The organism is Mameliella sp. AT18 (genome assembly GCF_028807275.1).
Taxonomy (GTDB): Bacteria; Pseudomonadota; Alphaproteobacteria; order Rhodobacterales; family Rhodobacteraceae; genus Antarctobacter; species Antarctobacter albus.
In genome coordinates this window covers 1-12,912 of sequence record NZ_JARAMO010000147.1, presented here as the reverse complement: position 1 = coordinate 12,912, position 12,912 = coordinate 1, and the positions used below count along the sequence as shown (strand labels likewise).

General features: G+C 64.5%; 15 protein-coding genes. 5 read left to right on the top strand and 10 right to left on the bottom strand.

The genetic code is table 11. The features are described from left to right. Positions 1-261: TRAP transporter large permease subunit (locus PVW46_RS14255; protein WP_274576323.1), on the top strand; the 261-nt coding region annotated here is incomplete at its 5' end. A gap of 56 nt (positions 262-317) precedes the next feature. On the opposite strand, the gene tpiA is transcribed toward PVW46_RS14255, so the two are convergent. Continuing rightward, positions 318-1,070, bottom strand: a complete 753-nt coding sequence (tpiA, locus tag PVW46_RS14250; RefSeq protein WP_069211633.1) for a triose-phosphate isomerase — start codon at positions 1,068-1,070, stop codon at positions 318-320. A 107-nt stretch (positions 1,071-1,177) separates the two neighbouring features. Between tpiA and PVW46_RS14245 the strand changes: the two genes are divergently transcribed. Then, positions 1,178-2,071, top strand: coding sequence for an isopenicillin N synthase family dioxygenase (locus tag PVW46_RS14245; protein WP_069211634.1), 894 nt, complete (start codon positions 1,178-1,180; stop codon positions 2,069-2,071). 35 nt (positions 2,072-2,106) lie between these two features. Here the strand turns inward: PVW46_RS14245 and PVW46_RS14240 are convergent, their stop codons facing one another. Together PVW46_RS14240 and PVW46_RS14235 are read right to left on the bottom strand one after the other, a co-directional pair. Then, positions 2,107-2,430 (bottom strand): TfoX/Sxy family protein, encoded by a 324-nt coding sequence (locus PVW46_RS14240; protein ID WP_069211635.1) that lies wholly within the window; start codon positions 2,428-2,430, stop codon positions 2,107-2,109. Then, positions 2,427-2,810, bottom strand: coding sequence for a HesB/IscA family protein (locus tag PVW46_RS14235; protein ID WP_043145215.1), 384 nt, complete (start codon positions 2,808-2,810; stop codon positions 2,427-2,429). Before PVW46_RS14235 ends, PVW46_RS14240 begins: the two co-directional genes overlap by 4 nt. On the opposite strand from PVW46_RS14235, the gene PVW46_RS14230 reads away from it, so the two are divergent. Beyond that, positions 2,809-3,831 (top strand): hypothetical protein, encoded by a 1,023-nt coding sequence (locus PVW46_RS14230; protein ID WP_139132451.1) that lies wholly within the window; start codon positions 2,809-2,811, stop codon positions 3,829-3,831. The two genes, PVW46_RS14235 and PVW46_RS14230, sit on opposite strands and share 2 nt — an antisense overlap. 39 nt (positions 3,832-3,870) lie before the next feature. Here the strand turns inward: PVW46_RS14230 and PVW46_RS14225 are convergent, their stop codons facing one another. The 6 genes from PVW46_RS14225 to rimK form a co-directional block, all read right to left on the bottom strand. Beyond that, positions 3,871-5,070, bottom strand: coding sequence for a multidrug effflux MFS transporter (locus PVW46_RS14225; RefSeq protein ID WP_069211637.1), 1,200 nt, complete (start codon positions 5,068-5,070; stop codon positions 3,871-3,873). A 129-nt stretch (positions 5,071-5,199) separates the two neighbouring features. Further along, on the bottom strand, positions 5,200-6,441 hold the full coding sequence (locus tag PVW46_RS14220) for a glycerophosphodiester phosphodiesterase family protein (RefSeq protein WP_083242520.1): 1,242 nt from the start codon (positions 6,439-6,441) through the stop codon (positions 5,200-5,202). 89 nt (positions 6,442-6,530) lie between these two features. Continuing rightward, a complete protein-coding gene (locus PVW46_RS14215) occupies positions 6,531-7,262 on the bottom strand; it encodes a DUF3307 domain-containing protein (protein WP_083242521.1) in 732 nt (243 codons plus the stop codon). After that, positions 7,262-7,924, bottom strand: a complete 663-nt coding sequence (locus PVW46_RS14210; protein WP_069211639.1) for a hypothetical protein — start codon at positions 7,922-7,924, stop codon at positions 7,262-7,264. Before PVW46_RS14210 ends, PVW46_RS14215 begins: the two co-directional genes overlap by 1 nt. 79 nt (positions 7,925-8,003) lie before the next feature. Beyond that, positions 8,004-8,366, bottom strand: a complete 363-nt coding sequence (locus PVW46_RS14205) for an SUF system Fe-S cluster assembly protein (protein WP_069211640.1) — start codon at positions 8,364-8,366, stop codon at positions 8,004-8,006. A gap of 563 nt (positions 8,367-8,929) precedes the next feature. Further along, positions 8,930-10,345: a 30S ribosomal protein S6--L-glutamate ligase gene (gene rimK / locus PVW46_RS14200; RefSeq protein WP_043145202.1), complete on the bottom strand. Its 1,416-nt coding sequence runs from the start codon at positions 10,343-10,345 to the stop codon at positions 8,930-8,932. Between the two features lie 191 nt (positions 10,346-10,536). Between rimK and PVW46_RS14195 the strand changes: the two genes are divergently transcribed. After that, positions 10,537-11,472, top strand: coding sequence for a pirin family protein (locus PVW46_RS14195; protein WP_043145199.1), 936 nt, complete (start codon positions 10,537-10,539; stop codon positions 11,470-11,472). Positions 11,473-11,626: 154 nt separating this feature from the next. Then, on the top strand, positions 11,627-11,767 hold the full coding sequence (locus tag PVW46_RS14190; protein WP_274576316.1) for a hypothetical protein: 141 nt from the start codon (positions 11,627-11,629) through the stop codon (positions 11,765-11,767). 104 nt (positions 11,768-11,871) lie between these two features. Here PVW46_RS14190 and PVW46_RS14185 read toward each other — a convergent pair whose 3' ends face one another. After that, entirely contained in the window at positions 11,872-12,636 is a 765-nt protein-coding gene (locus PVW46_RS14185) for a polysaccharide deacetylase family protein (protein WP_069211642.1), read from the bottom strand. Positions 12,637-12,912: the final 276 nt, after the last annotated feature.

Here is a 12,912-nt window from a genome sequence, read left to right as displayed (position 1 = left end):
GAAATCGGGATGATCACGCCGCCGGTCGGTCTGAACCTCTTTGTGACCTCCGGCGTGGCGGGGATGCCGATGATGCGGGTCGTCAAGGCGGCGCTGCCCTTCCTGGCCGTGCTCTTCGTCTTCCTGATCATGGTGACATACATCCCGATCATCTCGACGGTGTTGCCGGACAACGTGATGGGGCCGCAGATCAACTGCGCGGGTGCACCACCCACAAACCAGCTCGAGGCCGCCTTTTGCGAGGCCCGCACAGCGGAATAAGCAAAAGGGCCGGGAAACCGGCCCTTTTTTCTTGTCTCGGGGATGGCTGGCGCGCCCTATGCCTCCATCGGGGCGGCGTTCAGCGCCTCGATGATGGGCAGGAAATCCGCAGCCTTGAGGCTGGCCCCGCCGACAAGCGCGCCGTCGACATTAGGGACGGCAAAGATCTCGGCGGCATTGCCGGGTTTGACCGAGCCACCGTAGAGCAGGCGGGTCGACCGTCCCACCCCGGCGCCAAAGCGGCGCTCCAGACGGGCGCGGATGAAACCGTGGACCTCGCCGATCTGTTCCATCGTCGGCACCTTGCCGGTGCCGATGGCCCAGACAGGTTCATAGGCCACCACCAGCCGGTGCGCGGTAGCGCCGTCGGGGATCGAGGCGGCCAGTTGCCCGCCGATGATGTCCAGCGTGTTGTTGGCCTCGCGCTGGTCCAGTGTCTCGCCGACGCAGACCACGGCGGTCAGGTTCGCGTCCCAGGCGGCGCGGGTCTTTTCCCGGATCAACTGGTCATCCTCACCATGATCGGCGCGGCGCTCGGAATGGCCGAGGATGACATAGCTTGCGCCCGCATCCGCCAGCATCGGCGCCGAGAGATCGCCGGTATGGGCACCGGATTGGGCAGGGTGGCAATCCTGGCCGCCGATGGCGATGCCCTTTGCGGACTGGGCCGCCGCCGCGATCAAGGTCGCGGGCGGGCAGACCAGGATTTCGGCCGCGCCCTCGGCTGCGGCACCCATCGCCGCCAGTTCGTCCAGCGCGGCGCGCGTTCCGTTCATCTTCCAGTTGCCCGCGGCCAGTTTGCGTCGCATATGCCTCTCCTTTTTGCGGGGCCAAGTGTCACCGGGCGCGGCGCGACGTCAAGCCCGCTTGCGGCGCGCGCGACCTCGTGACAAAGGGCGACCAAAGGGAGAGGCGGATGATCCCCAGACTGGATGCGGCAAAGATCGCGGCGCGGGACGCCGAAACACTGGCGGCGCTGAAGATCGGGGCCGAGGAAAGCGGCTTTCTGACCGTCTTCAACACCGGCATTTCCCCGGCGCGGATGCGGTTTGTACTCGCGGCCTACCGGGCCTTTTTCGACCTGCCGGAGGCCGAGAAACGCGCGGTGGACATGGCGGCGACCGGGTCGAACCGCGGCTGGGGCGCCTCGCAGAGCGAGCAAGTCGACCCCGAGGCCAACCCGGATTACAAGCAGGTCTTCGACTGTGGTTTCGAGGCGCCGGACACCGGCCTGTCGGTCTATGCGGCGAACCTCTGGCCCGAGCGCCCGGACGGGTTCCGCCAGGTGATCGAAGCCTATTACCGCGATGCTATGGCGGTTGCGATGGACCTGTTGCGGGGGATCGCCGAGGCGATTGGCGAAGATAGGGGCTTTTTCGACGACAAGTTCGCCCGGCCGATGGCCTTGCTTCGGGGCAACTACTATCCGCCGCGCCCGGGGTGGGCCGGCGAAAAGGACTTCGGCATCGGGGCGCATACGGATTACGGCTGTCTGACCCTGCTGGGGACGGACGGGGTGCCCGGGCTGGAGGTGCTGACGCCGGAAGACGACTGGCTGCCGGTGCGGGCCGATCCGGGGGAGTTCATCATCAATTTCGGAGAGATGCTGGAAATCTGGACCGGCGGGCGGGTCAAGGCGACGCTGCACCGGGTGCGGGGATCGGCGGAGGAGCGGATCTCGGTGCCGCTGTTCTTCAACCCTGACTGGGAGACCAACGTGGCGCCGATCGGGTCCGGGGAGGCGGTTTCGGCGGGCGCGCACCTGGAACGGCGGTTCAGCGAAACATACCTGCACCTGAAGACGGGGTGAGACGGGGCGCCGGTACGGGCCTGGGAACTTGGGCGTCAGAGGTGGTTCAGCGCCTCACGTGCCAGGGCGACGGCCTCTTCCGGATCGTCCAGAGCGGCGCCGGGCAGGCTCCAATAAGGCATGGCCGCGCTTTGTCCCGTCTTGCGGGTATAGGTCCAGCGCGTGCAGCCCATGTCCTCAAGCCGATCGACGAAGCCGCCCGCGCCTTTGAGAAAGATACCACCCTCGGGGTGCAGGATCGCAAAGATCGTGCCCTGATGGTACAGGCACAGCCCGCCCATCATGCGCCGGGTGGTGATGTCTCCAAGGCCGGAAAAGAGATCGCGGGCAAAGGCGATCTCTTCGGCCGAGACGCTCACCCTTGGCTGCCCTGGTCGGCAGAGAGTTCCTCGACGTCTTTGAACTTGATGGATTCGCCGCAGCCGCAGGCGTCCACCACGTTGGGATTGCGGAACTTGAAGCCGGATTCGAGCAGCGATGTCTCGTAGTCGATTTCCGTGCCGAAGAGGAACATCTGCGCCATCGGCGCGATCAGGACGCGTGCGCCGTCCTGTTCCACCACTTCGTCGTTGGCCTCGGAACCGTCGACGTAGTCCATCGTGTATTCCATGCCCGCGCAGCCGCCTTTCTTGACGCCGATGCGCAGCGCATAGCGACCGTCCCGCTCCATCAGCTTGCGGATCTGGGTCACGGCGGTGGGGGTGATCGTCACGGGGGACTGACCGGGTATGCCAAACATGTGTGAAACCTCACTTTCAAACCAAGATTTAAGGGAGCGGCTGCGTCTACTCAAGAGGAAGCCGGCGCGCGCTGTTGTCGCCGGGTGTTTCGGAACACGGATCGGGGTTGAGATGAAACGATTTTTCGGGGTGCTGGCCAGTGTCATGACCGTCATTTCGGGCGGTTTGTCCAGCGCCGAGGAGGCGCCGGTCGATGTCTGTGCCGTCTTTTTCGACTGGCAGCAGCCTTATTTCGACGCTTTCGGCGTGGCGCCGACCGATGTGCCGTATCCCGTCGAAACCAGGTGGATCGGGCAACCGCACGGAAAATTCGTCGGGTCGGATGACAGGCTGTTCGAAACGGAGATGGTCGAGGCAGGGTTCCGCAGCGATCCCCATGCCTTTGAGAAGGTCAATCCCACTGCATGGGATCGGGTTGCGCAGTGCATCGACGACAGGTTCAGGGCCGCACCCCAGGCGGTGCGCCGCAGTCATCACCGGCGACTGGAGATGCCGAGGGCGCACGGGCGCCGCATTGAGAAAAACACGAAACTGCCTCGCGCCGATGCCTATGGAATGCCCTTGATGCCGCCCATTTCTGAGGTGCAGCAGCGGGCGTCCACGGTGCTCTACTACCGGATGCAGCTGGACGCCTGGCGCGAGGACTGGGAAGCGCGCAAGGCAGATGGCCTGCTGGTGGTGGATGTGATCGTCGCCGACCTGATGCTGAAGGAGTTTCGGCGCGTGCTCTGGCCCGAGGCAGTGGCCGACTGGCAAGCCGAGGTCGCCGGGATGAAAGCCGCTCGGGACAGTGAGATTGCGGGGTCTTATGAGGCTCTCGTCGGCGTGCAACCGCAACCCTTGTCGCCCTACCGCACGCGCATCGTCACCGCGCGGTTTGTGACAGAGCCAATGGCCTACCTGCGCAAAATCGTTCTTGCGGAAATCGTAAGGGCTCAGGGCGCAGCGCTGGCAGGGAGCCTAGTTCTGCCGCCAACCTGTGTCGGACCCTTCGTGGACCTGGAGTTCCGCCGCGATTGACGGGGGCTGACTCCGACAACAATCGACCGGTCAGACTGTCTAGCCCACCGGTTCCGGCTGGCGGTTCGGGCGCAGGGCGGGCAGGGCGGCCAGGACCGAGAGAAGCGCCAACCCCCAGAGCAGCCAGATCAGGCGCGTCGGATCCGGTGTCGCCCCCAGAATGGCGCCGGACACAGAGGTCATGGCCGCGCCGCAGCCGATGGTGACGGCGCCGGACAACCCCGCCGCACTGCCGGTGAGATCGGGGCGCACCGACATGGCTCCGGCCATGCCCGCGGGCGTGCTGAGGCCGTTTGCCACGCCGATCACCGGCATCAGCAGGAAAAAGCTCCAGGCGCTGCCGGGGCCAAGCGTCCAGAGCAGAAGCGCGACGCCAAGGCCCGCGACCGAAACCAGCCGCCCGGCCAGGACCATCAGCGGCGGGGCCACCCGGGCGCCCAGGCGGCGCGAGAGATACGAGCCGATGACGAAACCCGCCGGGGGCAGGCCGATCAGCGCGCCGACCGTGCTTTCCGAAATGTCGAAATAGGCTGCGCCCAGCAGGGGCGTTCCCGCAAGAAAGGCAAAGAAGATGCCGATGCCCAGCCCCATCGATATCGTGTAGGACCAGAAGCGCAGGTCGGTCAGCAGCGCGGGGTAGGCCCGGAAATGGGCGGCAAAGCCCTGTCCCCGGCGTGGATTGGTTTCGCCCACGTCTGCCCAGCAGAGCCAGAGCAGCGCTGCGCCCAGCCCGGTGAAAGCCCAGAGTGTCGACCGCCAGCCCAAGGCCTGGTCCATGACGCCACCGATCACGGGGGCGATCATCGGTCCCAGCGCGATGGCCATGCCGATCGTGCCCAGCCGGCTGGTGGCCTCGCTGGGGGGCGAGGTGTCGCGCACGATGGCGCGCGACAGGACGTTGCCCGCGATGACGGCAGTCTGCAGCACGCGAAAGACCATGAAGCTGGTGAAATCCGGCGCCAGCGCCGTGCCGAGAGAGGCGCAGGTGAACAAGGCCAGCGACCACAGCAACACCGGGCGGCGTCCATAGAGGTCCGATAGCGGACCGATGACCAGTTGCAGCCCGGCGGTGATCAGCATGAACAGCGAGATCGCGAGACTGGCCGTGGCGTAGGAGATGGAAAAGCTGCGGGCCATGTTCGCCAGAGAAGGCAGGAACATGTTGACCGAGACGATGCCCAGCACCGTCATCAGGACAAGCGTGACCAGGCTGGGCGGAGAGGCGGGAGGCTGTCGCATGGGGTTCAATCAATAGGTGTCCATGCGGTACCTGTTTTTCCGCCCGGGTGACAGCGGAGAATTGGCGCCAATGCGAAAGGGCCGCCAGAAGGCGGCCCCGACACATGTGTTGTTGCCGAAGCGCGTGGGTCAGAGGCCCATGCAGTTGGCATAGAAGGTGGTCGTGGCGGGCCAGTCCGAGAAGACGCCCTTGACGCCGACCTGCTGGGCCAGAACGTCGAGGATCTCGAAATAGGCGCCGTCCGTGTTCGTGGCATCCTTGACCGACTGGAAGTACCAGCCGCCGCCCGAGGTCAGCGGGCCGGAGCGTTCCAGCGACCAGGTGATGATGTCCAGGCCGGCGGCATTGGCCTCTTCGGCGTAGACCGAGGGCACCATTGCGCCACTGTCATCCAGCGTGACCAGCATCCACAGCGGCGGCGCGATGTAGTTGACGCCCATCTCCTTCAGCTCGACCATCGTCGGCTTGAAAGTGGCGGCGTCCATCGGGTCGATCAGCCCCTCGTCGTCGTCCGAGGCCTCGTAGCGATCATCCAGGTAGACCGCCTGCTTGCCGAACTCGGGTTCGTTCTCGATCCAGTAGAGCACGTCCGACAGATCGAAGGACTGGGCCCAGACGCGCGACGGGTCGATGCCGGCGGCCTTGTACTCGTCGATCAGCTTCTGCGCGTAGTCGGCCTGGGTGAAGCCGTTGAAGGGCATCTCGACCGAGGGAGCCTTGAGTTCGGGGGTGAAATCGGCGCCGAGGCTGTCGAACAGGGCGATCGATTCCGCGTGGGTCATCAGGGTCGCGCCGCTGACGAAAAGGTCGGTGCGCCAGTTGGCGGTGCCGCCCAGGTAGGCCTCTGCCGTGGTGGCCGAAGCATCGGCGGAATCCATCTTGGGTGTCAGGGTCTTAAACTCGGCCAGGGTCAGGTCCGAGGTGCGGCATTCGGCGCTGGCCTTGGCATCGCCCGAGGCCGGGGTGAAGGGCGTGGTGCACTTGGAGGCCAGCGGGCCTGCCACGATGTCGGTGGTGGTGTGCAGGTCGTTCTGGGCGTGGCGGCAGACCAGTTCCAGGTCGGCGGTGAAGGTCACGTCACATTCCAGGATGCCCGCGCCCATGCCCGCCGCGGCCCGGTTCGATTCAACCGTGTGTTCGGGGAACATCAGCGGCGCGCCACGGTGGCCAACCGAGAAATGCGTGCGCGCGGGTGTGTTGCCCAGGCAGGACTGCAGCTTGTCCTTGAGTGCGCCGTCTTCCATCCGCGACACCAGGTAGGCGGGGCGGACACCATATGTGAGACCGGCGTCATAGGCATTGGCATGGGTTTCGGCCAGGACGGGGCCGGCCAGGGCTGCGCCAGCCAGGGCGAGTGTGAACGTCTTCATGAATAAGGACCTCCTGTTGAGAGGCCCTTCTCATCGGGGCGCAGGGTAACGGGCGCGTGACGGCTTTGACAAACTTCGGTAACGCTTTGTCAGGGCTGGGCGATCTGCATCAGGGCCAAAGTGCCGTAGCTGGCGCCAAGCGCCCAGGCAAAGGAGGCCAGCGTGCCGATGATGACATATTCGCTGGCCCGGTGATCCTCCTTGGCGGTGTCGAAACGCAGCACCGACTTGGCCGCGATCAGAAAGCCGATTCCGGTGGGTTCGCCGATGGTGACAAAGAGAAAGATCAGCGCCCGTTCCAGCTGGCCGATCAGACGACCGGCCTCTGGCAGGCCCTTCAGGGGTACCTCGAACCGGGCGGTCAGCATTCCCACGACATAGCCACCCGCAAGGACCGTGGTGATCAGCCCGGCGGCAAAGATCGCGGGCGCCACCAGGTGCGGCAACCAGGGCGCCCAGAGCCCCTGGGGCGCGGCGGCGGGCCACCACAGGGCGGCGGCCAGCAGCGTGACCAGGTGAGCGCCCTGGTCCAAAAGGAAGGCGGCAAGCGTGTCGCGCCAGCGGGCCGGGGACCAGGCTTTGACCGCGTCGATCGCGAAATGCGCCAGGGCCACCATCAGCGCCACGACCCAGGCACCGCCAAGCGCCCCCCAACTGAGGACAAAGACCACGCCCACATGCAACAGCAGGACCCCGAAGTTGCGCTTGCGGTCGACCATCCAGCGGCCTTGAAAGACGAAATCCGCCAGCACATGGGCCAGGAACAGCGCGGCAAAACTCTGCGCGGCCATTGGATCGAGAGCGGGGAGTGCAGGGGGCATCACAGGCTGTCCCGGATCGTGTCGATGCGGTTTTCGTAGACCCACAGTGTTTCCTGCAGCGCGTCAAGGGCGGTGCCGGAGAGGCGGCTTTGGACCGCCTGCCGGGTCACGCCGACTTTCTGCGCGATATCTTCCTGAGTTGGGGTCTGTACGCGGAGCGCCTCGAACAGGGCCTGTCCCTGCGTGCGGTTCCAGCCCTGTGCCTCACGATCCACAAAGAGCATGAGCGCGCCAAACGCGTCGCCCAGGGCGCCGGGAATTGGGGGCAGGGCCAGATGCGTGCCGCGCGCCAATCCTGCCAGCACGTCGCCCGCCATATGGAAGGCCGCGCCGGAGGCGGCGGCGAGGTCGCCGTCATCGGGGATGTGGGCGGGTCCGACGCCGATGCCGATCCGGGTGGCCAGCGACCCGGTGGCGGCAAGCGCGGCCTGGATCCGCAGCGCGGCCCGCAGAGAAGGCTGGGCCAGTGGCAGGAACAGCTGCCAGCCGTCGCCGCGATGGCGCTGAAAGACGGCTTTCGCGCCGATGTCCTCGCCAAAGTCGCGGCTGACGCGTTCCAGCACCTGCATCGCTTTGTCCAGCACCTCTGGCCCATGCCTGCGCGAGGCAACAAGGTCGCCGGTCAGGACGCTGGCAAAGTCATGAGCTTGGGTTTGGGACATGCGCAAAATTAAACCCTTGCATAGCGGAGATGCAAGGATTTCGTTTTGCGGTCGTGTTGTGCAAGGGAAAAGGCTTGCCTTACATGAAGCCTAGTTCCAGCCGCGCTTCGTCCGACATCATTTCCATGCCCCAGGGCGGTTCCCAGGTCAGGTCGACATCGACCTGCTTCACACCGGGCAGCGGTTCGACCGCCTCGGCGACCCAGCCCGGCATTTCCCCCGCGACGGGGCAGCCCGGCGCGGTCAAGGTCATGATGATGTTGACCTCGTTCTGGTCGTTGATGTCGACGGTGTAGACCAGCCCCAGATCGTAGATATTGACCGGGATTTCAGGGTCGTAGACCGTGCGGCAGGCCTCGACCACCGTGTCGTAGAGCGGGTGATCGGTGCTTGAGGGCGCGATCAGCGGGGCGCCCTCCATCTGCGTGTTCTGCTCGGTCATTGCGGTCCTCGTGTCCGAATAGCTGAGCAATTATATAGGAAAAGTGACGGGCGCGGTAAAGGGCATGGAACCTCAATCCAACGAAAGATCGGCGAGCGTCTTCATCTTGTGACTAGCCGTCAAATCAGGCCGGAGGCGAAAATCCGCCGGTATGCCGATCTCCTGTCGCGGCCATATGATGAATTTTATATGCATCTTCCGTGACAAGTTAGAAAGTTCTAGTTATACAACTACAGGGTGTGCGCCTGTTTGGTGCGCGCATGGTGCGATTGCGCGGGAAACACTCGTCCGCTGCAATTCCGAACACGAACTTGGATTGGCTTGGACTGGTGAGAACAATCATCACAATTTCGAACTTGACGTCTATTCTGAGCATTGATCCGGACAGGGACCAGTTTCGGCAGGCCCAGAGAAAGACCGATCGAACCGACCGTCTGCAATGGTCACTGGGGTACGGTTGGTGGATTCTCCCGGGTGCCATGCTTGGGCTGGTCTTCTGGATCGTGATCATCAGGTGGATCGTGGGGTTCCTGTTTCCGAACTAACCGGAACCCCTTGCAGGGTCAGCTGTCCTCGGCCTTGCTGATGCGTTTGACCGGCGCGGGACGCACCTTGGATTCCAGGTGCTCATACAGCTTTTCGGCCACGTTCTTCTTGGTCGCCGTCTCGATCCCCTCAAGCCCGGGGCTGGAGTTGACCTCCAGCACCTTGGGGCCTGCCTCGGACCGCAGCAGGTCCACGCCCGCCAGGTTCAGGCGAAAGGCGCGGGCGGCGCGCAGGGCGGTTTCGCGCTCTTCCTTGGTGATGCGGACAACCGTCGCCTGACCGCCGCGATGCAGGTTCGAGCGGAAATCGCCCTCGGCCCCGGTGCGTTTCATCGCCGCCACCACCTTGCCGCCAACGACGAGACAGCGAATGTCCTCGCCCGCCGCCTCCTTGACGAAATCCTGCACCAGGAAATTCGCCTTGAGCCCACGGAAGGCGTCGATCACCGATTCTGCCGCCTTCTTGGTCTCGGCAAGGACGACGCCCTTACCTTGGGTCGATTCCAGCAGCTTGACGATCAGGGGCGCGGTGCCCACCAACCGCATCAGGCTCTGCGTGTCCTTGGGCGAGGCGGCAAAGGCGGTGTTGGGCATGCCGATCTTGTGCCGCGCCATGAGCTGATGCGCATAAAGCTTGTCGCGCGAGGCGGTGATGCCCTCCGAGCCGTTCACGCAGAATGTGCCGATGGTCTCGAACTGGCGGATCACGGCGGTGCCGTAGGAGGTCACGCTGGCGCCGATGCGCGGGATCACCGCGTCATAACGGGGCAAGCGTTTGCCGTCGTAATGCACCTCGGGTGAAAGCGCGTTGATCGCCATGTAACAGCGCGTCGTGTCGATCACCTCGACGGTATGGCCGCGCTTTTCGCCTTCTTCGACAAGCCGGCGGGTGGAATAATTGTCCTCACGGCTCAGCACCGCGATCCGCAGTGCCCGGTTCGGCGCCGCCTGGCGAACGCGCGCGGTGGTGTAGACGTCGTAGCTGAGCTTTGGCTGCTGGAAACGGTCGGTGGCCACGATGGTGATATGATCCTTGAGCGCCTCTCGGCCCAGCAACATGCGCGACGCCATCGTCGAGCGATCGGTCAGTGTCATCTCGATCCGCCAGCTTTCGTCGCCGACGCGGATGGTGGATGCGATGACATAGCGGGATTCGGATTCGCCGTTCGACGAGGTGACTGTGCGGCGGTCGATAATCCGGGCCGAACAGGGAATCACCAGGTCGTCACGTCCGGGCACGGGGTGGACGGTGAACCGCACCTTGGGCGCCGAGGCCGGGCCGAAGGTCTCGATGTCGAAGGCATGCAGGGCCGAGGTGCGGGCGCCGGTGTCGACCTTGGCGCGCAGGGCGGGCAAACCGAGATCGGGTAACGAGACCCACTCCTCCCAGCCAAAACGGATCATTCCGGGCAGTGGTTCAAGGCTGTCGTCCATGCGGCCCTCCCTTCAGAGCCATTACAGCCCTAGCAAGGCCCGCGCCTTACAGCAAGGCGCGGGCTGAGTGCGCGCAAGGACCCTGTCCCGGGCGCTGGTTGTGCAAAAATGCACATACGCGCCGATTTGATCGGTGTATCGTTCGATGGTTCGAGGGCTATATTGCACTTCACCAGACAGGAGGACCCGAGATGAGCTGGAACCCCGCGCTTGATCCGCAATGTCCCACCGGCGATGCCGTGGACAGCATCGATACCGTCATCATCCCCCGTGCCCGCGATCTGGGCGGGTTCGAGGTGCGCCGTGCCTTGCCGGCGCCGCGTCGGCAGATGGTGGGGCCCTTCATCTTCTTCGACCAGATGGGCCCGGCAGAGTTCCTGCCGACCCGTGGATTGGATGTGCGCCCGCACCCCCATATCGGGCTGGCGACGATCAGTTACCTCTACCGGGGCCGGATGCATCACCGTGACTCTCTGGGCACGGACAAGTGGATCGAGCCGGGTGCCGTAAACTGGATGGTGGCAGGGCAGGGGATCACCCACTCGGAACGCACGGATGATGCCACACAGGCCGAGCCGATGCCCTTTTTCGGAATCCAGACATGGGTCGCCCTGCCCAAGGACCAGGAGGACAGCGCGCCGGACTTCATCCATGCGCCGGCAGACGCGCTGCCCGTTCTGGATGGTGAGGGCAAGCAGGTGCGCCTGATCCTTGGCAACGCCTGGGGGGAACGCGCGCCGGTGCGGACCCCGTCAGAGATGTTCTATGCCGATGCGGTACTGCAGCCGGGGGCCTCTCTGCCGCTGCCCGATGAACATGAGGACCGGGGTGTCTATGTCGTCGAGGGCGCCATCGAGGTTGCCGGAACGCGCTACGAGGCGGGCCAGATGATGGTGTTTCGGCCCGGCGACCGCGTGTCCCTCCGGGCAGGGGGCGCCGGTGCCAGGCTCATGCTGCTGGGCGGTGCCACCCTGGAGGGGAGCCGATACATCTGGTGGAACTTCGTCGCCTCCTCGAAAGAGCGCATCGAAGAGGCGAAAGAGGCTTGGCGGCGCGGCGATTGGGAGCATGGCCGCTTTCAGTTGCCGCCGGGGGATGACGGCGAGTTCATTCCCTTGCCGGACTAGGGGCGGTCAGTGCGGCGCAACCATCAGGGTGAAAGAAAATGCGGCGTCGAAAAAATCCATTGTGGAGTCAACTTCTGAGGTCTGCACGCTGATCGCACCAGTAAGGGCACTTTCTTGCCTCCCGTGTTAACCAATGGGATTCCCGATGCCCCACTTGCAGATGATTCCGACTGATGTGACCCCCGCACCGGGCGACTTCCGGCGCATGGTCGAGGAAACGCGCAACGCGACAGAGGCGGTTGCCGTTCCCGATATTCTGAAGACGGTGGCGGAACTCGTGGAACATGCGGCCTAAGTCATGACCGGCAACGGAGACGGCGCTCCCGTGACGCGCATGTTGCTGCTGGCTGCCGAGATCGAAGAGATCTCGGCGCGTCTTTCCGCGGGTGACTGACCGGCTCAGCCGGCCGAGGCGGTCTGGACGAAATTCCGGCTCTGCCAGAGCGGCCAGCCCATCATCTGGCTCATCGTCCCCAGCTTGATGCCACGCGCCGTCAGCCCGTCCAAGGTCCGCGGCATGGCGCGCACCGTGCCGTGCTGGATGTCGTGGGTCAGGATGATGGCGCCGGGACGCGAGTGCGACAGAATCCGACTGGCCACCACGCTGGCGCCGGGCCGGCGCCAGTCCTGCGGATCCACGGACCACAGGATCGTCGGCAGCTTGCGCGTGTTGTGCAGCATCACACGCTGGCGCTGGGTAAATGCGCCGTAGGGCGGGCGGAAGGTGACCGGCGGGCGGCCCGTCACCTTGAAGATCGCGTCCGAGGTCCGGTCGATCTGGCTGAGGACGCCCGCGTTCGAATAGCCCGCCAGGTTGGGGTGTGACCAGCTGTGGTTGCCGATCTCATGCCCCTCGTCTGCAATGCGCTTGACAATATCCGGCCATGTCACCACTCTTCGACCTATAAGGTAAAACGTGGCACGCAGACCACGGGCTTTGAGGATATCAAGAAGCAGTGGGGTCAGGGTCGGATGCGGCCCGTCATCGAACGTCATTGCAACAACTGGTGAGGATGTGTTTACGGCTGTGACCGTGACCGGGTCCGTTTTTGTCACGTCCCCTGGCAAGGCGATGTTGGGGGCCGCCCAGAGTGAATCGGGGCGCAGAAGGGCAACAGCAGCAGTGCCGGCGGACAGGAATGTCCGGCGAGAAAATTCAGACATGATACGACCTTGGCTAGGCTTGGGGCGTGCAGACCATACGAGAAAAGCCGGGCGATCCGTGGAATCGCAAGGTGAATTGACATTTGCGTGAAATACGGCGGCCAACCCGTGACCAATGCGCCACTTTAGATTCTCCGGGCAGGATGAAAAAATGCGCGAATTCGGGGGTCGAAACCGCTTGACGGGGCAGGGGGCTGCGCATAGAAGGCCTCTCACGCCACGGCCAAGCGGTCACGGCGGCAGTCAAGCGGTTGTAGCTCAGTTGGTTAGAGTACC

What these genes read in the sequence shown, in the direction of transcription:
- tpiA (WP_069211633.1), bottom strand. Translation starts at nt 1,070, where the DNA reads ATGCGACGCAAACTGGCCGCGGGCAACTGGAAGATGAACGGAACGCGC.
- PVW46_RS14245 (WP_069211634.1), top strand. Translation starts at nt 1,178, where the DNA reads ATGATCCCCAGACTGGATGCGGCAAAGATCGCGGCGCGGGACGCCGAA.
- PVW46_RS14230 (WP_139132451.1), top strand. Translation starts at nt 2,809, where the DNA reads ATGTGTGAAACCTCACTTTCAAACCAAGATTTAAGGGAGCGGCTGCGT.
- PVW46_RS14235 (WP_043145215.1), bottom strand. Translation starts at nt 2,810, where the DNA reads ATGTTTGGCATACCCGGTCAGTCCCCCGTGACGATCACCCCCACCGCC.
- PVW46_RS14225 (WP_069211637.1), bottom strand. Translation starts at nt 5,070, where the DNA reads ATGCGACAGCCTCCCGCCTCTCCGCCCAGCCTGGTCACGCTTGTCCTG.
- PVW46_RS14220 (WP_083242520.1), bottom strand. Translation starts at nt 6,441, where the DNA reads ATGAAGACGTTCACACTCGCCCTGGCTGGCGCAGCCCTGGCCGGCCCC.
- PVW46_RS14215 (WP_083242521.1), bottom strand. Translation starts at nt 7,262, where the DNA reads ATGCCCCCTGCACTCCCCGCTCTCGATCCAATGGCCGCGCAGAGTTTT.
- PVW46_RS14210 (WP_069211639.1), bottom strand. Translation starts at nt 7,924, where the DNA reads ATGTCCCAAACCCAAGCTCATGACTTTGCCAGCGTCCTGACCGGCGAC.
- PVW46_RS14205 (WP_069211640.1), bottom strand. Translation starts at nt 8,366, where the DNA reads ATGACCGAGCAGAACACGCAGATGGAGGGCGCCCCGCTGATCGCGCCC.
- rimK (WP_043145202.1), bottom strand. Translation starts at nt 10,345, where the DNA reads ATGGACGACAGCCTTGAACCACTGCCCGGAATGATCCGTTTTGGCTGG.
- PVW46_RS14195 (WP_043145199.1), top strand. Translation starts at nt 10,537, where the DNA reads ATGAGCTGGAACCCCGCGCTTGATCCGCAATGTCCCACCGGCGATGCC.
- PVW46_RS14185 (WP_069211642.1), bottom strand. Translation starts at nt 12,636, where the DNA reads ATGTCTGAATTTTCTCGCCGGACATTCCTGTCCGCCGGCACTGCTGCT.